The organism is Chryseobacterium sp. S0630 (assembly GCF_024158915.1).
Taxonomy (GTDB): domain Bacteria; phylum Bacteroidota; class Bacteroidia; order Flavobacteriales; family Weeksellaceae; genus Chryseobacterium.
Genome location: NZ_JAMZGF010000030.1, coordinates 31,723 through 52,787 on the forward strand (window position 1 = coordinate 31,723; position 21,065 = coordinate 52,787).

Below are 21,065 nucleotides of genomic sequence, written 5' to 3' on the forward strand. Positions count from 1 at the left end.
TTGTTGAAAATTCATCAAAACACCTGTTTTTTGTCATTTTTTATTCCTTTATGATTCAATTTTAATTAGTATTTTTGAGAAAAATATTAAACATGAAATTTAAAGTTTTATTATTTGCTGCCGCTTTAACAAGCTCTTCATTAGCATTTGCTCAATCCGGACCGCCGGAAGGGAAAGCTTTGGTAGGTGATACTTATGGAAGTCAGGTTACTTCATCTGCTGAATCCAAAGCGATCACCGTAGATAAATTGAATAAGCAGCTTAAAAAAGACAACAAAAAAGTTGAGAATGTATCTATTAAAGGAAAAGTAACCGACGTATGTGACAAAAAAGGTTGCTGGCTTACCATCCAGACAGAAGATAATTCTAAGTTTTTTGTAAAAATGAAAGACTATGCTTTCTTCGTACCTACAGCTTTAAAAGGGAAGAATGTAGTATTGGAAGGAAATGCAGAAAGAAAAGTAACTTCTGTCAATGAGCAGAAGCACTATGCGGAAGATGCTAAGAAACCTCAGTCTGAAATTGATGCAATTACACAGCCTAAAGAAGAGATCAGATTTGTAGCGAACGGAATTAAAGTGGTTAAGTAAACTTTAATTATTGAATAAAATTTATAAAATTAGGTTTTGGCTAAAGCCAGATGAATATTTTTTAGCATTCAATGGGCTAAAGCCCATTTCTATTGAATTTCCGATGATAGATGCTTCGACAGGCTCAGCATGACAAGGCTAATACTATATGTTATATTAACATTAAAAATATCGGTATCATGCTTTTTCCAAAGGTAAAATCTGTGGAAATCTGTGGAATCTGTGGGAAACTATACCATATTTGGTTGAAGCCAATGGCTGTTACTTTTATTGATAAATGGGCTAAAGCCCATTCCTATTGATATTAAATTAGTTTATATTTTTAATTTAATATTAATTCATTACAGGAAATAACTATAGAAAATAATTAAAATAAAGCCGATAATTTAAATTATCAGCTTTATTTTTTTAGAGTTGTTTAAACTTAGTGCTGGATATATAATAAGAACTTAAGAAACAAAGGATAGTTAAGATATATCATTCTGAAGTAAAGCTTAAAGCGAAGCTTCTCTTAATACTCTTCAAATCTTATTACCTCTTAATGGTTTAAATTCTTTAATCTTCAATTTTAAATTCTACCACACTATCCAGTTTCGGATATTTAGTTGCAGAAATAAATTTCTTTCCGGTACAGTCTATTTCCAGCCAACCTTTCTTTTGTTTTACATCACCTGCTTCCATTACAAAAGGAATAAAAGAGATTTCATTTTTCCCTTCTTCTTTGATCTCTCTGTACTGAACGGCTATATCCAGGATACATTCATGGTCTGTATTCAGCTTTACATTTCTGTAAATAATATCATAATGCGTTTCCTGGTTCTCAGGAATTTCAAGGTAAGTTTCCCATCCTGTAATATCAGAGTTCAGTTCACTGATTGCTTTCAATGCATAATAAAGAGCAATTGTATAATATTTTCTTGTTCCTGTTCTGGTATAGTCTTCTACAAAGTGTCCACCTTCAAATAAAATGGTTGGCATTCCTGCTTTGATAAAATTATCTCCGGTAGAAGTCGGATAAAACTCATCAGAATATCTCCCAATCTGGTTGGGAATCATTTCTTTTAAATGGTTATACACACTTCCAATAACTGCCATACATTTTTTTCTGTTTTCAGTAACGGTACGTTCTACGTTTTCGGAAGGTGCCAAAAAGGAAAGTGTAGCAGGATGAATTCCATCTGTAGTAAATATGGTTCTCTGCTCATGAAGGTTGAGTGCATAATCATATTTTTTGGAAGCGGCTGCTTTTTTCAGGAATTTAATCTCTTTACTGGCTTCGTTATGAAAATCTCTGTTCAGATCAATATCAGCAGCATTCAGTCTGGTCCATCTTTCAGATCCGTCCGGATTCAGCATGAATATAAAATCAAGTTTTATTTTACTGAACACATCCTCTTTCAGCTCCGGAGCTTTATCAAGACTTACTAAAAGGTCAAGCATTGCATGAGTAGCATTGGATTCATTTCCGTGCATTTGTGACCAGGCCAATACCTGAATGTTTCCGGTTCCGATGCTTAACTGATAAATAGGTTTATCTAAATAGGATGTTCCGATCTCCTGAATATAATCGCTGAGATTGGTCTGTAGATAAGAAAATAATTTTTCAGGGGAAATATAGCGATTTGAGAAATCGGGGTTTTGAGAATAGATCTGTTCAAAATTCATTTTAGGAATAGTTTACAAGAATCAAATTTAGCCATTTTTAGTCAAAAACTTAAATTAACATTTGTAAATATTGGTAAAATTAACAAATTTACATTTGACATCTGTTTTGAAAATTGTTTACAAGGTTTAAATTGGTTGCTTTTAGAGTTCTAAAAACAAGTTAACACTTGTAACATCATTAAACAGTACTGCAAGACAAATTGTCTGTGGATAAAATTGTGGATTGCGAATAATTTAATTTAATACATTTAAAACATTAAAATTCAGTCATTTATGAAATTCATCTCAATTGTTTTTATAATGATGCTTTAAGTGATAAAAAGGCTTTTTTTCGTCATTTAAGAGTTATTTTATTAAACATATACATTGTGGATAACCTTGTTGTTTAACGGTGTATACATATGTAAAACCAGTAAATAACCAAACAGATTTCTGAAAATAACTCAAATAACACTTTTTATAAGAGTTTTAATCTTTAATAAAATAAGTAGTTTAACAGGAATACTATTTTCCTTTCAATTTCGTCCAATATGGGCTTAAAATGGTGTATTTACAACAGTAATTTACCAATGTAATTCTGATAAAAATGCTTTTATATGCATTATATGAGGTATTTATCGATAATTCTGTTTCCAGAAATGATTTAAGTAGTTTAATAATGTATATTCTATTTTTAAGGATATTTAATGGACAAAATAACTCCATCAATGGGCTAAATTTACATTTTTAAACCAGTATTTAGGAAAAATAAAAGTCTTTTAATAGATATAAATAATCTGTGGAGCATTGTAATGGTACATTAGTCTAATAAGTAAATACAATTGTAATTTAGCTATAAATAGTTGATTTTAAAATAATTAAAATTAAGTTACAAATGTATACAAAGAAAATCTTCAGTTATTTACATTTGTATTTTGCATTTGTAAATTATATATATTACATTTGTAAAATAATTAATGACTTATTTTTATGAGTTTAAATGAAAGAATTTCCAAAATTATAGAGTATTCTCATCTTACTCCTTCTGAGTTTGCTGATGAGATTGATGTACAGCGTTCGTCTATTTCGCATATCACATCAGGAAGAAACAAACCGTCTCTTGAATTTATCATAAAAATAAAATCCCGTTTCCCGGAACTTCTTTGGGACTGGCTGGTTACCGGTGAAGGTGAGATGCTGAAATCCCAGCTGCCCGAATCAGAAATTAACGAAGAATATCCCGAAGAGGAAAAAATAAAGACAACTCCACTACCCGACCTTTTCACGATGATGAATGATGATGATGAATTTGGAAGTGATGAAACTGAAAGAGAAGCTCCAAAATCAACCTCTGGAGAATCGGTTATACCAACCCAGGATAAAGCTCCAGAAAAAATATCGGATTCTCAGCGATTAGAAAATTCCGGCGATCATATTTTAGGTCAACTATTTGGTAATCAACAAAGTAAAATAAAACGTATTGTTCTGTTCTACGAAAACGGAAAATTCGAAAGTTTTGAGCCTTAAAAAAACCTGATCAAAGAAAATGATCAGGTTAAAAAATATTTGAAGAAGAAAACTAAAGCTATTGCTTTATTTTATTTTTAAAATTTTTACAGGATACCAGTTGATAGAGTTTTTCTTTTTTATGATCATCTGTTCCTATAATTATAGTTTTTACAATTTGGGCTATTTAAAAGGGGTAATAGTACTGAATTATTATATGGTTGGGCTTCTGTTCTAAGACAGAATTATAACAGTAATTGAAAACATTTTTTTGCATTAGTTTTTATGGCTCTATCAAATATAATTATTTAAAATCAAATCAGCAATAAAAATAAAATTATTTTAATATATAATCACAACAATAGACAATTGTTTCGATTATTATTAATCACCCTATTTCCCCAGTCGCTTAATTCCAATAAAAAAGACCCACAAAACTGCAGGTCTAATAATAGATATATTAAGAACAATATTCTTATTTCTTTCTTCTTTCAAGTTCTTTTTTGATCAGTCCAAGCTCTCTTCCGGTTTGTCCGGCTACAGAGGTGTTTTCCTGGGCTCTTCTCGTCAAATAAGGTACAACGTCCTTTACAGGTCCATATGGAAGATATTTAGCCACATTATAGCCTTTATCAGACAAATAGAAGGTAATATTATCACTCATTCCGTAAAGCTGTCCGAAATAAACGTGTGGATTGCCGTTTTCCAGAGATTTTGCTTTCATTTTATCCATAATCAGCTCTGAAGAGATTTCATTATGAGTTCCAAAGAATGCTGAAACCTTATCCAAATGATCCATTACGAAGTCAATTCCTGCATTATAGTTCTTATCTGAAGCCTCTTTGGTTGGCTGAATAGGATCTGGATATCCTTTTTCTGCAGCTCTGGCTCTTTCTTTTTCCATATAAGCACCACGAACAATCTTGTACCCGATGAAGTAATTCTTTTCTCTTGCTCTTTGAAGGTTGGCTTCCATATATTCCAGTCTTCCTGTTCTGTACATCTGGATGGTATTCCAAACGATAGGTTTCTGCTGGTTATATTTCTCCATCATCTCTTCACAAAGATGGTCTGCTGCATCCTGCATCCAGGTTTCTTCAGCATCTACCATTACTTTTTTATCATGTTCATGGCAAAGACTGCATACTTCATCAAATCTTTTTACAACTCTTTCCCATTCTTCTTTCTGACTGGTAGTAAGCTCCGCTCCTTTTCCAACAGCTTCATAAAGATCAATTCTTCCGAAAGCAGTAGGTTTAAATACAATAAAAGGAATCGCCGGATTTCCTACTGAGAATCTTACAATGTCCTTAATTTCTTTGCAAACCGCATCAAAGGTTTCCTCATCTTCCTTCCCTTCAATGGAATAATCAAAAATACTTCCAACTCCTCTTTTGAATAGCTGCTTTACAACTTTCATACTTTCTTCACGGGTTTCACCACCACAGAACTGCGCAAATAAAGTATTTTTTACAATTCCGGTTACGAAAGGAAAGTTGTTGTGTACTGTGAAATTCAGAACAGATGTTCCAAGGCTTGTAAGAGCCGGCTGTTCAATCATCTTAAACATCCAGTAAGCCTTTCTCAATTGTGCATCAGACTTGTCTGCAAATGCAATTTTAGTATCATTAAAAATGGGCATTCCTATTTATTAAATTTAGTTTTGCAAAGGTAATAATAACCTCAGTTTATTTAAAGAATTTTTTTACAATTTATGCTCTATTCCATTTAAAAGCATTGCGATGATTCCAATGAAAACCCAGAATCGTAATACGTTCAGTGTAAGAAAGTTACTCCTTCTGGAAGCGTTTAAAAGAAGATAAATACATATAATCATGACAAAAAGCCCTCCGGCAAAATAATAGGCCATGAATCCGGTGATACCGGTTTTTGTAATAATCTTCATTGAAACTACCATGGTAACGATCAGTAAAGAAGTGAGAATAATTTTTGTATTTCTGCTTTTAAAATAATTGGGAATTGTAGTATATCCGAATGTTTTATCCACACTTCTGGTAAGAGTATCTTTCACAATATCAATACACAACAGAATAAGAAACAGAAAGACAGCCATCAGGAAAACCTTTTTGGAAAAGGTTTCGTAATACACCATCATTCCAAAGAACGGATACAAAGTGAGACTGACAAAAGTAAGATTATTCAGGATTAATATTCTGCTCAGTTTATGGCTATAAAACCACATAAAAAACTGATAGACTACAAAAAAAGCAAATACGTTATGAGAAATCATCCATGCTACTCCCAAAGAAATAGCACTGAGCGCCAGATAAGCATAGAGAAAATATTTTTGTTTGATAAAGCTCTGAACCCTTGTTCTGAAAGGTTTTACTACATGATCTTTCTCCAGATCGTAGAATTGGTTGATAATACCACCCGCCAGAATCGTAAGGACGGTACAAAAAATAATACCGTGAACTTTAAAATCAAAGACAAATTTTCTGAAAGATTCATCCTGGTTGAACAGGAAAAAAGTAGAAACATAGAGTGCAAATGTCAACAGAGCAGCTACAAAAAAACGTGCTCCAAGCAAAAAGCCCACAAATTGTGAAAATCTGTAAAATAGAGATTTTGAGAAATAGTTTTTAGATTGGAAAGGTTCTTTTTCAGAATTCATTCCAATCTATTTAAAATCTGTAAATCACTTCTTTTTGGAAGCCATCAAGCATTTTTTCTGCTTTTGCATAGTCTTTGGTAAATCCTAAGATATAGCCGCCTCCACCGCTACCGCACAGTTTCAGATAATAAGCGTTAGAATCCAGTCCTTTTTTCCAGATATTAAAAATACTTTCAGGAATCATTGGTCGGAAATGTTCATAAGCCCAGTGAGAAAGCTTTTTAAGATTTCTGAAGAATGGGTTCATGTCTTTTTTAAGGAAAGATTCGATACATGCGTTGTTATAACGGATGAACTCTTCTTTAAGGGTTTTACGGAAACCTTCTGTTTTCATTTTTTCAAAGAAAATCTGGATCATAGGTCCTGTCTCACCAGTCATTCCGGAATCAATCAGGAAAATGGCTCCTTTTCCTTCTTCACCTTCCGGGATATTTACCCTGTCTAAATTTTCTTTATTTTCAATAAGGATTGGCAGATTCATGTAACAGATCAGTGGATCCATTCCTGAACTTTTTCCATGGAAATAGCTTTCCATTTCACCAAAAACAGCTTTTAATTTTTTAAGATTATCTTTTGAAATGTTTTCAGGGTTCAGCTTGCTGACTGAATATTTTTCAAAAATAGCAGCTACCAAAGCCCCGGAACTTCCCACTCCATATCCCTGAGGAATATTAGAATCAAAGAAAAGTCCGTTTGAAATATCGTTTTTGAAGCTCTCGATATCCAACTTAAAATCGTCGGAAAGATCAAGTGCTGTAAGAAATTCAGAATATTTCTGCAGATGTCTGTTGGAATTAAGCTCAAATTCAGAACTCAAATCTGAAAATTTCAAAGTTCCTTTATAGAAGCTGTAAGGTACTACAAGCCCCTGGGAATCTTCAATCATTCCATATTCTCCAAACAGGATTATTTTTGCATAAAATAAAGGGTTGGTCATATTGACAATAAATCTTTTTGCAAAGTTAAAAATTATTCCGCTGAATATAAGCAAAACTCAGGCCGAATTGTCTTCTATTTTACTTTCTTCAGTTCTTCTATTAAAATTACGAAAAAAATATGATAAATAAATATAATTCCATGGATAAAATTCAATGAATTACCTTGATAAAAAAAAGACGTTAAAAATAACGTCTTTTCAATTTTATAATGTTTCTCTGTCTGTTCTCATTTTGACCTTCAGGAATCGGATTAAAACTAATCCTGCTCCAAAGAATATGGTCATTGATAAAGCGGCAATACGCATATTATTGAAGTGTTCAATCAATGTTGCAAAGATGAATGTTCCGATAATGATGGCAATTTTCTCCAAAACATCATAGAAGCTGAAGTAAGTAGTGTTTTCCATCGAGTTCTCCGGAAGCAGTTTTGAGTATGTGGACCTGGACATCGCCTGAAGGCCACCCATTACCAAACCTACTACTGCTGCCACTCCATAAAACTGATATTCTACTGTAGGATTTTCTTTGTTCAGGAAATAAGCCCAAAGACAAGCTATAATCCAAAGGATGATCGCAATTGAAATAACATTTCTGTTTCCAATTCTCTTGGACAGTCTTGAGAAAATAACCGCTCCGATAATAGCTTCAATCTGAATCACCAGAAGGGTTCCGATCAGTTTATCCTGAGCAAGATTAATTTCACTCTTTCCAAATAATGTAGCCATCAGGAAAATGGTCTGCATTCCTACACTGTAAAAGAAGAAACTCGATAGGAAGAATTTCAGATTTCTATCTTTGAAAAGTTCTCCTCCTACTTTAAACAGCTCATGAAAACTTTCTTTTGCAATATCTTTATAGAAGCTCAGGTTATCTTTAAATACCTCAAAAAAACCACCCTGCTCTTCATGTTTTTTGAAGATATTCTTATAGTTCAGTAGTACTAAATCTTTAGGAAGTTTATCTTTCACATCCCCAAATTGAGGAAGGTGTTTGAATGTATATTGAGAAAAACCGAACCACCATGCTCCTGTTAAAAGGAAACTGATTCTTGTAAATAATAGCTGTTGGGCTGCTCCTTTGGCAAAAACCTGAATCAATACCAAACAGATGACCACTAAAACTACAGAACCAATATATCCGTAAACATATCCTCTTGCAGAAAGTGCATCCTGTCTGTCCGGTGTGGCAATATCCGGGAGGAAAGAGTTGTAAAAAACTAAACTTCCCCAGAAACCGACACTGGCTGTAATACTGAATAAAAATCCTAAAAATACATTATGCATTCCCGTAAACATGGCCAATCCCATACAAGATGTGGCACCAAGATAACAGAAAAACTGCAGGAAAGACTTTTTGTTTCCAATAGTATCCGCTAATGAAGATAAAAATGGAGACAGTAATACCACAACAAAGAATGATATGGTAAGGGAATATCCATACACGGCATCCGGTTGATATTCTTCGCCAAAAATTTTGATCATATGCCTTACCGGAACATCAATCCATGTTTTTGTTTCCGCTATATATTCTTTTTTCTCGTAAGCGGTGGTAAGAATTGAGTAATAAATGGGGAAAATGGTAGAGGTAATCACCAGGGAATAAACAGAATTTGCCCAGTCATATACCGCCCAGGCTTTCATAATTTTCGGATTATTCTTTATGTTTTTAGGCTGTCGATTCTCAGTTTCAGACATTTCAAATATATATTAGTAGCACAAAAATAGAAAAACTACTGAATATTCTATGGTTTTTAATGTTATTTTGAAAATAATAATTGTAGGGTATTGAAATCATTCAGCAAAGTTTTAATCTTACTTTATACTTTATAGGGTCTGAAAATCCTTCATCTATGTTGTATTGACCAATCTGAATATGACTGAAGATCTCATCATTCTATTCTGTAACGAAAAAATCGGGGTACACAGACCCCGATTTTTATATTTTAAACACACAATGTGTTTGTATATGCCAATTATAAATTTTCAATCACAATTGCAGAAGCACCACCACCACCATTACAGATAGCAGCAGCTCCATATTTCGCATTATTTTGCTTCAATACGTTGATCAATGTAACGATGATTCTTGAACCTGAACTTCCCAGTGGGTGTCCTAATGCCACAGCACCTCCGTTTACGTTTACTTTAGCAGCATCTAATCCTAAGATTTTGTTGTTAGCTAATCCTACTACTGAGAAAGCTTCGTTGAATTCGAAGAAATCGATATCTGAAACTTCTAATCCTGCTTTTTTAAGAGCGATAGGTAAAGCTTTTGCCGGAGCAGTTGTAAAGTTTTCAGGCTCATGTGCTGCATCAGCGTAAGAAACGATTTTTGCAAGAGGTTTCAGTCCAAGCTCTTCCATTTTTTCTTTGGAAACAAGGATTAATGCAGAAGCACCGTCATTCAATGTAGATGCATTTGCTGCAGTTACTGTTCCTTCTTCTTTTTTGAATACGGTAGGAAGGGTTGAAATTCTGTCAAAGTTTACCGCTTTATATTCTTCATCTTCAGCAAAGATTACAGGCTCTCCTTTTCTCTGAGGAATAGAAACCGGTACAATTTCTTCGTTGAATTTACCTTCGCTCCAAGCTTTTGCAGATCTTTTGTAAGATTCTACAGCGAAGTTATCCTGATCTTCTCTTGTAATATTATAGTCTACAGCACATTTTTCTGCACATACTCCCATATGCACTTTGTTGTACACATCTGTAAGACCGTCAAGTACCATTCCGTCAAGCATTTTGATATCGCCTAATTTTGTAGCAACTCTTGCATTGTAATAATGAGGAACTAAAGACATATTCTCCATACCTCCTGCAACAATTACCTCAGCATCACCAGCTTTGATAGCCTGAGCTGCCATTGTTACAGCCTTCATTCCTGAAGCACAAACTTTATTTACTGTAGTAGAAGGTGTATTGATTGAAAGACCTGCTCCTAAAGCAACCTGACGAGCCGGCGCCTGGCCTTCTCCTGCCTGAAGAACATTTCCCATATAGATTTCCTGAACATGATTAGGATCTAAACCAATTTTATCTAATGCTCCTTTTACGGCAGTTGCTCCCAGTTTTGTAGCCGGAACTGTTGATAAGCTTCCCATAAAACTCCCCATAGGTGTTCTTACTGCGGAAACAATGAATACTTCTTTCATGTATATAATTTTTATTTTAGCTAAAACGGAATAAAGATTCCGCTTTTATAGTTAGAATTTATTTCACTTTTACGTATACCAGATCAAACTGAGTCCCTTCAATTTTGGTATTCACTTTCAGAAGATTATCCTGAGTGGCTACTATTTTATTATTGAAGACATCTCCTATCTGTGCGGGATCATTTTTATCGGATTTTTCCATCACGATTGCTTTATAATTGCAGTCGTCCACAAAAACCAATGTCGATTTGATATAGTCTTTTCCATTATTGAAATATTCGGTTTGAACATTATCTTTAATAGTCATATACCATATTGCTTCCGGATAATTGGGTCTTACAAACTTCCCTTCTTTTATATTCGCGCATTTAGGCGGATTATCCGGTTTCTTCTGTTCTGTTGCCTGAGCATGAATCTGTGTAGCTGTTGTCAACAAAATACCTGCTGAAAATATTTTTAAGAAGTTCATATTTATATTTGTGTTCTGTTGTTAACTTTTTTATTTCCTCCTGCAAAAACCATCAGAAAAGCGCCTAAAAACTCTACAGCCCAACCCCACTTTAATTTAACAATTCCTGCAAAAGTTTCCTGCCAGGATTTGAAAGGTAAAAAGCTAAAGTATTGCAGTGACTGCATTTTCACAGCAATCAGGGTGAATCCGAATAAAAGAATAAGCAGAATACCAAAGAATCTGACAATTTTAGCACTGTTATTTACAATTCCAAAAACTGCACATGCCGAAAAAATCCAGCACGCAATAGCAAGATAATGATCAAGCTTCCAATAGTTCCAGTTCCCGATAACAGGCACATGCACCAATGGTAAAAAGCTGCCTACAATTACTAATAGTAATCCTAATAACTGAATATTTTTCATATTTACTAAAGTGCCAAAATACAAAAAAAAACACACTTTTAAATAGTGTGTTTTAAAAATAGGAATTCTGCAACCGAACACTTGTTAGCTATAAAAAATAACTAATATTTCTAATTATTATATAAATAAAAAAGAGATTTATTATCAAATTAAAAATTAACATTTGCTATTTCTATCCCGATCTGAAGTCCATATTTTTTCTTGAGCAAAGCATTATTATTAAATGCAGGGGTAAAATCTTTCTGAATGAACAGATTAAATCCGGCATAACTGATTCCTAATTTTCCTCCGAAAATAAAATCATTCAATCCGTGCATCATTTTCTCCTTTTCTACAATTCTACCAGAATATTCATTAGAGTATTTGATATAGTTATGATTTTCTATTCTAACTCCTCCATAAATACCTACTACCAAAGCAAGCTGATTCTTTTTGTTGTCCAGATACTTTACTCCGTCATATTCCCTATATTTTGGATTTAAAACAAATTTCAAGTCTACCGGAACAGTTAAATAAGTGCTGTAAAGAGCTGTTCTTTTAAGATTACCCCGATTAAAATCCCCTATGAATAAGTTATTCTTGTCCTGCATGAAAACCTGCCCGTATTTGGGGGTATACACATCAGATCTCATCCCAAGTCCGAAACGATAGAAAAACGGACTGGTATAACTTCCGATCTGGTTTCCATACCATAGGGCAATCTGCCAGGAATTGATCACCGTATTTTTCACATCTGAATCTTTATTATAAAAACTGAAAGGTTCATTTTTGGCAGTCAGGCCCGCTCCTCCCATTCCAATGGTAATCTCCAGTGTCTGCAGATAATTCTTAGGATGATTGTTTTTCTTCCTTTCATTGAGTTTCATATTAATTCCGTTGAACCCAAGCCAAAACTCATTTCTCCCTGATTTTACGGTATCATTTGATTTGAAAACAGCATCTTTTACAAGTTCTTTGGTTGCCGCTTCAAGATCCTCTTTATTGGCATCGATTTTTTCATTAATAATCTGTTGGTATTTCGTAGCAATTGCTGTACGCTGTTGCTGCTTCTCGTCGGAAGTGATCTTCTTTTTCTTAAAATCTTTGTCTAGTTTGTCCAGCTCTGAATTCATTTTGCTCTTTTCAGCCACGACTATACTATCAATTTTTTTTGAATAAATATTCAGGCCATTTCCCTCTGATTCCTGAGCAAAGCCATAGCTAAAAGCCATTACAGAAGTCATTACTATTAGTTTTGTTTTCATATTTTATTAATTTCAAGACAATATTGGGGCTCTGTCCCTTCTTTGGGGCAGTTTTTCTACGATAAAAAGAATGATTTTTTATTTGCTTTCAAGAGAATCAGAATACACTGTCACTCCAAAAACTTTAAAAGAATTAGGACTTTTAACCTTAATTTGGGTAATATCCAAAGCTCCGAATTTTCTGATATCGGTTCTGTTTTCTTCCCGTTTTTTCTGAAACTCTCTTCCCTGAAGAAGCTCATCGGCATTGATATATTCTGATTTCTTCTCTTTTGCAAAAGGCACTTTGTTGGTAGCAAAATCCATATTCCTTTCCAATATGGGAGCTTTAATCTCATAATCTGCCACTATAACCTGCTCTTCTTTGTTGATTCTGAACTCTTTCTTCTGTGTAATTTCTTCCTGTTGATAAGCTTTAGGAATAGTTAAGTTTTCTTCTGTATTTTTTTTGTCTACTTTAATTCCTGTTTCTGTATTCTCAGCTACATGTATATCAAAATTGAGAATAGACGGTTCTGCTCTTTCCTGAGCCTGTTGTCTATGCACAAGAGTATTATTGATAGGAGCAATATGATTTTGATTAAAATAAAGCAATATCCCTACTGAAAACAACAGCACCAGCACAGCAGTGTATTTCCACCACTGAAAAGGCTTTTTAAGGCTCATAGCAGAACTCTTATCCTCTTTTGGGTCTATTTGTTCTATTCTGCTCCAAAGATCTGCAGAAGGCTTTATTTCAAGCTTTTCGTAATCAGATTTTAATTGTTTCAGGAGTTCTTGTTTCATTTTCTTTTGCTTTTAAAAATTCAGCAAGCCATTTTTTTGCTTTACTCAGCTGGCTTTTGCTGGTTCCTTCGGAAATATTGAGAATCTCTGCAATTTCACTATGCTTTTTCTCTTCAAAGACATAAAGATTAAAAATCAGCCTGTATCCTACTGGCATTTGAGAAAATATTTCTTCAATATTAATTTCTTCGGGATATCCATCATCTGTCTCACTATACTCATCAGCAATTTCTACATCTGCATAAAGAATATTTTTATTCTTCCGGATGAAACTGATAGAATCATTCACAATAATTTTCCTAAGCCAGAACGGAAAACTTTTCCAGTCTCTGCATTCATCAAGTTTTGTAAAACATTTCATAAACCCATTCAGAAGAATATCTTCTGCATCATGAAGGTTATTGACATAAGAATTTGCAATGGCCAGCATCTTGGGAGAAAACATCTCGTAAAGAGCTTTCTGCCCTCTCCGGTCCTGTTTTTTAGCCAATAAAAAATTCTCTTCGATGTACTTCATGGATTTGTTTCTATTAATAAGACGTTACGTTTCGCAAAAGGTTGCCTTGAAAATAAAAAAAATTGCATTTTTTTTCAAAAATGCAATTTAATATCTTAATAAATGTAAGTTTAAATTAATGTTTTACTGACGAAACATCTTCCGGGTTATGTTTGTGTTTAAACAATACGGCAAAGAAAATCGCAAGAATTAATGCATAGATTGCAAAAGAAAGCCATATCTGCTGCCAGTCTTTTACCATCACTATAGAGGAAAGCGTTCCGTCTGAATTCACAGCAGCATTAAAACTCTTCTTTAAAATGTTCAGGAAAGTAGGATTGTCAGGTGTTGTTTGCAGATAAGCAGACAGGTCTGAAGCTGTAGAGAACTTATGGGTAAAGAACTTATCAATAGCCCATCCTGCGGCATAACTTCCAAAAACGGCTCCAAAACCATTTGTCATCATCATGAATAATCCCTGAGCCGAAGAACGTATCTTTTTATCGGTAGTCGTTTCTACGAAAAGTGACCCTGAGATATTAAAGAAATCGAAAGCCATTCCGTATACAATACATGAAAGAACGATTAACGAAAGTCCAAATCCGTCCGGCACCCCATAAGCAAAGAATCCGAATCTTAAAACCCAGGCCAGCATCGATATCAACATTACTTTTTTAATTCCAAATTTCTTCAGGAAGAAAGGAATTGCCAAAATAAACAGGGTTTCTGAAACCTGAGAAATTGACATAATAATGGTAGATCTCTTTACTACAAATGAGTCTGCATATTTAGGAAAATGAGCAAATTCACTTAAAAATACGTCACCATATGCATTGGTAAGCTGAAGTGCAGCTCCCAAAAGCATTGAAAACATAAAGAATAATGCCATTTTATAGTTTCCGAAAAGCTTAAATGCATTCAATCCTAATTGCTCAGATAATGGTGAATTTTTGTCAATCAGTTTTTGTGGTGGACATTTTGGAAGTGTAAGGGCATAAATTCCTAAGAAAATTGCTACAACACCTCCGATATAAAACTGACCTTCTGTTTCTTTATTCCCACTAAGATTTGTAATCCACATGGCAACAATAAAACCAATAGTTCCCCATACACGAATCGGCGGGAAGTCTTTCACCACATCCAGATTATTATTTTTCAGGATTGTATAAGAAATTGAATTGGCAAGTGCAATGGTAGGCATGTAGAAACACATGGCCACGAGCATTACCGAAAAGAAGGAATTCGGATCTGCAGAATGAGGCAGTATAAAAAGAATAACCCCATAAAGAATGTGTAATACTGAAAATATGCGCTCCGCATTTACCCAGCGGTCAGCAATAATTCCAGTAATGGTTGGCATAAAGATGGAAGCAATTCCCATTGTTCCGAACACAGCTCCAAACTGAGTTCCTTCCCAATGTTTTGTGCCAAACCAGAAGTTTGCCATCGTAATCAGCCATGCTCCCCAAACGAAAAATTGGAGAAAACTGAGGATGGTCAGTCGTAATTTTAAATTCATAGTTTATATAAAAAGTATCTCTTTAGTCAATTTTCTTTTTCCTCCTCTTGATTTCTTCCTGAATTTCAAGGGCAGTATCATAGTCTTCTTCTTTAACGGCTTCATCTAATAATTTCTGAAGCTCTTCCATAGAAAGAGATTTTAAGTTATCTTCTGTCTGTACAGTTTCTGAGAAAGATTGATCTTCTTTTGAAACATCTTCCAGTTCCAATAAAATCCCGGCTTCATTTAAAACCTGCTGCGTTGTAAATATGGGCGCATCAAATCTTACGGCCATAGCAACAGCATCGGAAGTTCTGGCATCAAGGATCAGTTCTTCTTCGGTTACTTTATTTTTAAAGTTGATATTTGAAAAGAAAACTCCGTCTACAATCTGATAGATAATGACCGAAATCAACTCATAATTGGCAGAAACTATAAATTTTGTAAATAAATCATGAGTAAGAGGACGCGGTGGATGAATATCTTTCTCCAATCCGAGAGAGATAGACTGGGCTTCGAAATTTCCTATAACAACAGGTAATTTTATGTGTGTTTCTTCATGCTCCAGTAACAATGCGTAAGCCCCCGACTGGGTCTGGCTGTACGATATTCCGCGAATAATTAGCTGCTTATAATCCATAGCTACAAATATAGATTAATTTTTTATTGTGTTTTCACTTTTTTACGCAAAAATAAAAGCCCGGAAAGCCGAGCTTTTATCTGTATTGTTGATGATTGTCAAACGTCAATAGTGAATTTTGCTTCGCAAGTGAATTATTTAATTAAAAATTGACAAGCAAAGCGAATTAACTATTCACAATTCACTTTCTTATCCTTTAATTGCTTTAATTTTCTCTGTTAGGGCAGGAATAATCTGGAAAGCATCTCCTACTACTCCGTAGTCAGCAGACTTGAAGAACGGTGCTTCAGGATCACTGTTGATTACTACGATAGTTTTTGAAGAGTTTACTCCGGCAAGGTGCTGAATAGCTCCTGAAATTCCTACTGCAACGTAAAGATTAGGTGCAATTGCTTTACCTGTTTGTCCTACGTGCTCTGTGTGAGGTCTCCATCCGATATCAGAAACTGGTTTAGAACATGCTGTAGCTGCTCCTAAAACGTTTGCTAAATCTTCGATCATTCCCCAGTTTTCAGGTCCTTTCATCCCTCTACCAGCAGAAACAACAACTTCAGCTTCTTTAAGGTCTAATTTACCTGAACTCTGCTCGTGAGAAATCACTTTAGTATCTTCATTAGCAACAGATAAGTTTTTCACTTCTTCTGAACCTGATACTGCGTTTTCTTTAACACCGAAAGCATTTTGAGAAACAGTAACGATTACTCCGTTTCCTTCTGCTTTTGCATGCATGAAACCTTTTCCTGAGAATGCTCTTCTTTTTACCTGGAAAGGAGAAAGGCTTTCAGGAGCTTCCAATGCGTTAGTAATTAAAGAATAGTTCTTCATTACCGCAAGCATAGGAGCAATGGAAGAAGCATCAGTAGTGTGAGGGAAAACGATGATATTTCCGTCTGCCACTTCACTTACAGCCTGTGCAAATGCTTTTGCTGAGAAATTTTTAAGACCTTCGTCTTTGATATTGATAACATTTGATGCTCCATATTTGTATAATAAATCTGAAGAATCTGTTGGGTTTACAGAGATTGCCGTAACGGTATCTCCTGCTTTATCAGCGATAGCTTTAGCATAAGAAACTGCTTCAAAAGCTGCTTTTTTGTAAACTCCGTTTATATTTTCTGCGTATACGAATACTGCCATTTCTAATTTGTTTAAGGTTTAACGTCCAAGATTCAAGGTTATCTAATTCTGAATATTCATGAAATTCAGATCATGTCTGATGACATCAAATTTTATCCTGAATCTTTTTACTTTTTACTTGATTCTTATTAAATTACTTTAGCTTCTTCGTGAAGTAATCTTACCAATTCATCAAGATTATCCGGAGAAACCATTTTCACAGCAGCTCTTGGCGGAACGCTGTCATAAGATACTCCCTGAACTTTTACTTCTGAAGAAGAAGGTTCTACTACCTGCAAAGGTTTTGTTCTTGCAGACATAATTCCTCTCATATTCGGGATGATAAGATCTTTCTCATCTACTAATCCTTTCTGACCTGCAATAATTGCCGGTAATTTTACAGAAATAGTTTCTTTTCCTCCTTCAATTTCTCTTACTGCAGTAGCTTCGCTTCCGTTAACATCTAGTCCTACTGAAGCGTTTACGAAAGGTTGGTTTAATAACTGAGCTACCATTCCAGGAACAGAACCTCCGTTATAATCGATAGATTCTTTTCCGCAAAGGATAAGATCATATCCTCCGTTTTGAGCTACAGCTGCAATTTCTTTTGCTGTAGAATAGCTGTCTTTTGGATCAATATTTACTCTTACTGCATCGTTAGCACCAATTGCTAAAGCTTTTCTGATTACAGGTTCTGTAGCAGCATCACCTACGTTGATTACTGTTACTGTTGCTCCCTGAGATTCCTGAAGTTTAACCGCTTTTGTCAACGCAAATTCATCTAGAGGATTAATTACCCACTGAATTCCGTTTTTGTCGAAAGCAGATTTGTCTGCTGTAAAGTTAATTTTGGAAGTAGTATCCGGAACACTACTAATACAAACTAATATTTTCATATGTTGTTCTTAATTTTTTTATTGGTCATATGTAACCTTAAGGTTTCATGTGTACTATTTTATTTTTTCCCTTTTGGTGCATAAAATCATGACAGTTTATGCAGAGATTTTGTTTGAATTAATTTTTGCTAATATAAATAAAAAATATATTATGCATGCATAATACTTATTAAATTATTATTCAATACATTAGATGTAGTTACTTAGCTGGTTTCGTTGCCCTAAACTCTATTTTACTTGGCAAAACTCTTGGATTCATCTTTAAAATATCCAATATAAGATTCCCCATATCTTCAGGCTGGATCTTCCAACTGTCCTTTTCAGACGGAATATTTCCATTAAAATGAGTTGCAACGGAACCTGGCATAATCACCGTAGATTTAATATTGTATTTTCTTAAATCGATCATGGCAGCCTGTGTGAAACCTACCACACCGAATTTTGAAGCGTTGTATCCTGTGCCATTCTCAAAGAAGTTAGCTCCTGCGAGGCTGGAAATGGTAATATAGTAGCCTTCTGACTTTTTCAGTTCTTCCACAGAAGCTTTTAAGGTATAAAAAACACCGGTAAGATTTGTTTCTATCATATCATTCCACTCCTCTGCCGTCAACTCATCTACGGGCTTAAAAATACCCAATCCTGCATTGGCAATAATATAATCCAGTCTACCAAACTTTTCAACGGTATATTTTACAGCTTCCCGTTCACTTTCCAGGCTTCTCACATCAGAAACAATCCCCAAAACATTTTCTGAATATTGCTTAAGCTCTTCTTCTGCCTTCATTACATCTTCTCTTTTTCTTCCTGAAAATGCTACAGAAATCCCATTTTCAAGTAAAATTTTCGCAATCCCGAAACCTATTCCTTTGGTTCCTCCTGTTATATAAGCTGTTTTATTATCTGACATATGATTGAAATTTTTAATTCTCTAAAATAACAAAAACGCTCCAATTGGAGCGTTTTGCTGATACTAAGATTTATCAGTAATTATTTTTTGATGAACTTCTCTGTGAAGTTTCTTCCTTCTGTTTCTATATTCAGTAAATACGCTCCGGCAGACAGGTTTCTAACATTTACCTGATCTCCGTTTAACGTTACATCCACTTTCTTTCCAGACATATCATATGCTTCAACATGTTTGATTTTGTTAGGCGTTGTGATTTTTATAACATCAGTAGCCGGGTTTGGATAGATAGACAGTTTTACGTCATTTTTAACCGCGTCTTTTGTAGACAAGGCTGCTTCATTATTAATTTTGATATTATCGATATAGGCAGAACCTCCATAGTTATCATGTACAAAATCCATTCTGTTAATATTATTGTTACTGAATGGTTGTCCCGTATAAATTAGAGCATCATTCAGATAATATTGGATTCCTGTAGCCGTAGAAACTAATTTTACTCTGTACCAGGTATTGGCATTCCAGGTTTGATTGGTATTGACTAAATTATTTGAACCTGCTGTTGCAATCAGAATGCTTCCATCATAAGAGAAGTCAATATACGTAACGATTCCTCCTGATCCTGTTGTACTTACTGTTCTAAAAACAAAATCTGAACTTGATGTACTTTTTTGAGTCAGTCTTACGTCAAATGACTGTGTAAAGCTATTATACGTTAATGGTGTCGTAAAGGTATAAAAACCTCCCATTACAGGACTCTGCTGTGGCCCATAAGGAGCATCTGTTGTTATTTTAAAACTGTTTGACCCCTGACTTGCCATTTCACCGGATACCAATTGACTTGTCAGATATACCGGCGGTGTTGCTCCATTATTAGTCGTAACCCAGCCCTGCTGCCCATTAATGTTTCCTGCTGTATACCCTTCACCAGCTTCAAAAGAAATAGTTTGCTGAGCAAAAGATGAGATTGAAATCAACGAAATTGCGAAAATGTAAAATTTCTTCATGATATTTTTTAGTTTTGAGCAAATATATACGTTTTAAATCTAAAAAGCAAAACATATGAATATTTTACGCATTTTAACAAATTAACATAATATTTTTAACTAAAAACAATAAAGATATTAAATCCAAGAAGATACAACAATTTCGAAAAATCATCCACAAATACACCAAAACACTAAAAAGAACACATGTTTTCAGAGGTACGAAATAATTTATCTGATGATCACTTTTTCAGTAAAATTTCTTTCTTCAGTTTTTATATTGACCATATATATTCCTTTGGGTAAGCCTTTTACCTCTATTTTATTATGGTTTATTTCAGTCTTTATCAGCTTACCTGTTTCGTCATGGATTTCTATACTTTTTACTTTGGCAGCAGTATTGATATTGATAAAATCAGTTGCCGGATTAGGATAAAGAGATATTTTTTTAGTATTTGCATTGGAATCCTGAACACCCATTGTTCCCAACTCGCTATTAATTTTAATATGATCAATATAAGCTGACCCCAGCGAATTATTATGAACAAAACGAAGCTGGTTTATATTCAATGAACTTGCTGCTGTACCTGTATAGATCAGCAAATCATTAAGGTAATACCGTACATCTGTGGCGCTTCCTACTACTTTTAACCGATACCAGGTATTCGACAGCCAGGCGGAAGGTGTAGAAATAAGATTCTGTATGCCAGATAACATATCCAGGATCTTTATCGACCCGGTTTTTCCAAAATCCAATCTTACGACAAACTGGTCATCAATATTGTTTACAGCCTGAAAACCAAAATCAGAACCGTTGAGCTGTGACATATTGATATCGAATGATACAGAAAAATTATTGTAAGCAAGAGGAGCCGGCAGGTTATAAAAACCTCCGATGATTGGCTCAGCCTGCGTTCCATACGTATTTTCTTTGACAATTCTCAGGGAACGGCTTCCATCACTGGCTTTATCTAAACTGATGATCTGATGGGTAACATTTTCCGGTACACCTCCTGTAGGTGTACTGATCCAGCCAGCCTGTCCATTGACATCTCCCACGTTGAATCCCTCAATAGGCTCAAAGGATATGGCTTGTTGGGCGAAAAAACATAGTGACGATAGTAAAAATGCAATTGAGTAGTATTTTTTCATGGTA

Annotated in this window: 21 protein-coding genes; 3 read left to right on the forward strand and 18 right to left on the reverse strand. The window is 34.6% G+C overall.

All coding sequences use genetic code 11. The features are described from left to right. Positions 1–92: 92 nt before the first annotated feature. A complete protein-coding gene (locus tag NK356_RS14030; RefSeq protein WP_253317263.1) occupies positions 93–590 on the forward strand; it encodes a DUF4920 domain-containing protein in 498 nt (165 codons plus the stop codon). 179 nt (positions 591–769) lie between these two features. After that, on the forward strand, positions 770–892 hold the full coding sequence (locus NK356_RS24165) for a hypothetical protein (protein ID WP_301287991.1): 123 nt from the start codon (positions 770–772) through the stop codon (positions 890–892). 253 nt (positions 893–1,145) lie between these two features. Here the strand turns inward: NK356_RS24165 and NK356_RS14035 are convergent, their stop codons facing one another. Continuing rightward, positions 1,146–2,255, reverse strand: coding sequence for a M14 family zinc carboxypeptidase (locus tag NK356_RS14035; protein WP_034697663.1), 1,110 nt, complete (start codon positions 2,253–2,255; stop codon positions 1,146–1,148). A gap of 969 nt (positions 2,256–3,224) precedes the next feature. On the opposite strand from NK356_RS14035, the gene NK356_RS14040 reads away from it, so the two are divergent. Further along, the gene (locus NK356_RS14040; RefSeq protein ID WP_253317264.1) at positions 3,225–3,761 is read left to right on the forward strand and encodes a helix-turn-helix transcriptional regulator; all 537 of its coding nucleotides are present in this window, start codon (positions 3,225–3,227) and stop codon (positions 3,759–3,761) included. Positions 3,762–4,215: 454 nt separating this feature from the next. On the opposite strand, the gene NK356_RS14045 is transcribed toward NK356_RS14040, so the two are convergent. The 17 genes from NK356_RS14045 to NK356_RS14125 all read right to left on the reverse strand — a co-directional run bounded on the left by NK356_RS14045 (position 4,216) and on the right by NK356_RS14125 (position 21,061). Further along, a complete protein-coding gene (locus tag NK356_RS14045) occupies positions 4,216–5,382 on the reverse strand; it encodes a proline dehydrogenase family protein (protein WP_034697657.1) in 1,167 nt (388 codons plus the stop codon). Positions 5,383–5,445: 63 nt separating this feature from the next. Beyond that, positions 5,446–6,375 carry a UbiA family prenyltransferase gene (locus NK356_RS14050; protein WP_034697654.1) on the reverse strand — a complete coding sequence of 310 codons (930 nt, stop codon included), beginning with the start codon at positions 6,373–6,375 and terminating at the stop codon, positions 5,446–5,448. Positions 6,376–6,385: 10 nt separating this feature from the next. Further along, complete coding sequence (locus NK356_RS14055; protein WP_253317265.1) at positions 6,386–7,312, reverse strand: mevalonate kinase; 927 nt, start codon at positions 7,310–7,312, stop codon at positions 6,386–6,388. A gap of 204 nt (positions 7,313–7,516) precedes the next feature. Beyond that, positions 7,517–9,007: an MFS transporter gene (locus NK356_RS14060; RefSeq protein WP_253317266.1), complete on the reverse strand. Its 1,491-nt coding sequence runs from the start codon at positions 9,005–9,007 to the stop codon at positions 7,517–7,519. Between the two features lie 278 nt (positions 9,008–9,285). Beyond that, positions 9,286–10,464 carry an acetyl-CoA C-acyltransferase gene (locus tag NK356_RS14065; protein WP_034697648.1) on the reverse strand — a complete coding sequence of 393 codons (1,179 nt, stop codon included), beginning with the start codon at positions 10,462–10,464 and terminating at the stop codon, positions 9,286–9,288. Positions 10,465–10,522: 58 nt separating this feature from the next. Next, positions 10,523–10,933: a hypothetical protein gene (locus NK356_RS14070; RefSeq protein ID WP_034697647.1), complete on the reverse strand. Its 411-nt coding sequence runs from the start codon at positions 10,931–10,933 to the stop codon at positions 10,523–10,525. Between the two features lie 2 nt (positions 10,934–10,935). Then, a complete protein-coding gene (locus NK356_RS14075; RefSeq protein WP_034697646.1) occupies positions 10,936–11,340 on the reverse strand; it encodes a hypothetical protein in 405 nt (134 codons plus the stop codon). Between the two features lie 149 nt (positions 11,341–11,489). Next, positions 11,490–12,584, reverse strand: coding sequence for a hypothetical protein (locus NK356_RS14080; protein WP_253317267.1), 1,095 nt, complete (start codon positions 12,582–12,584; stop codon positions 11,490–11,492). Positions 12,585–12,662: 78 nt separating this feature from the next. Continuing rightward, entirely contained in the window at positions 12,663–13,370 is a 708-nt protein-coding gene (locus NK356_RS14085) for a hypothetical protein (RefSeq protein WP_253317268.1), read from the reverse strand. Continuing rightward, positions 13,336–13,887 carry an RNA polymerase sigma factor gene (locus NK356_RS14090; protein WP_034697643.1) on the reverse strand — a complete coding sequence of 184 codons (552 nt, stop codon included), beginning with the start codon at positions 13,885–13,887 and terminating at the stop codon, positions 13,336–13,338. The genes NK356_RS14085 and NK356_RS14090 overlap by 35 nt, the downstream gene beginning before the upstream one ends. A 115-nt stretch (positions 13,888–14,002) precedes the next feature. Next, a complete protein-coding gene (locus NK356_RS14095; RefSeq protein WP_034697641.1) occupies positions 14,003–15,385 on the reverse strand; it encodes a nucleoside permease in 1,383 nt (460 codons plus the stop codon). A 22-nt stretch (positions 15,386–15,407) separates the two neighbouring features. Next, positions 15,408–16,007, reverse strand: a complete 600-nt coding sequence (locus NK356_RS14100; RefSeq protein ID WP_034697639.1) for a bifunctional nuclease family protein — start codon at positions 16,005–16,007, stop codon at positions 15,408–15,410. Positions 16,008–16,196: 189 nt separating this feature from the next. After that, the gene (locus NK356_RS14105) at positions 16,197–17,144 is read right to left on the reverse strand and encodes an electron transfer flavoprotein subunit alpha/FixB family protein (RefSeq protein ID WP_034697637.1); all 948 of its coding nucleotides are present in this window, start codon (positions 17,142–17,144) and stop codon (positions 16,197–16,199) included. Between the two features lie 128 nt (positions 17,145–17,272). After that, positions 17,273–18,019, reverse strand: coding sequence for an electron transfer flavoprotein subunit beta/FixA family protein (locus tag NK356_RS14110; protein ID WP_253317269.1), 747 nt, complete (start codon positions 18,017–18,019; stop codon positions 17,273–17,275). A 199-nt stretch (positions 18,020–18,218) separates the two neighbouring features. Then, entirely contained in the window at positions 18,219–18,926 is a 708-nt protein-coding gene (locus tag NK356_RS14115; RefSeq protein WP_253317270.1) for an SDR family oxidoreductase, read from the reverse strand. A gap of 80 nt (positions 18,927–19,006) precedes the next feature. Then, positions 19,007–19,930, reverse strand: a complete 924-nt coding sequence (locus NK356_RS14120) for a T9SS type A sorting domain-containing protein (RefSeq protein ID WP_253317271.1) — start codon at positions 19,928–19,930, stop codon at positions 19,007–19,009. A gap of 210 nt (positions 19,931–20,140) precedes the next feature. Further along, on the reverse strand, positions 20,141–21,061 hold the full coding sequence (locus tag NK356_RS14125) for a T9SS type A sorting domain-containing protein (RefSeq protein WP_253317272.1): 921 nt from the start codon (positions 21,059–21,061) through the stop codon (positions 20,141–20,143). Positions 21,062–21,065 lie beyond the last annotated feature (4 nt).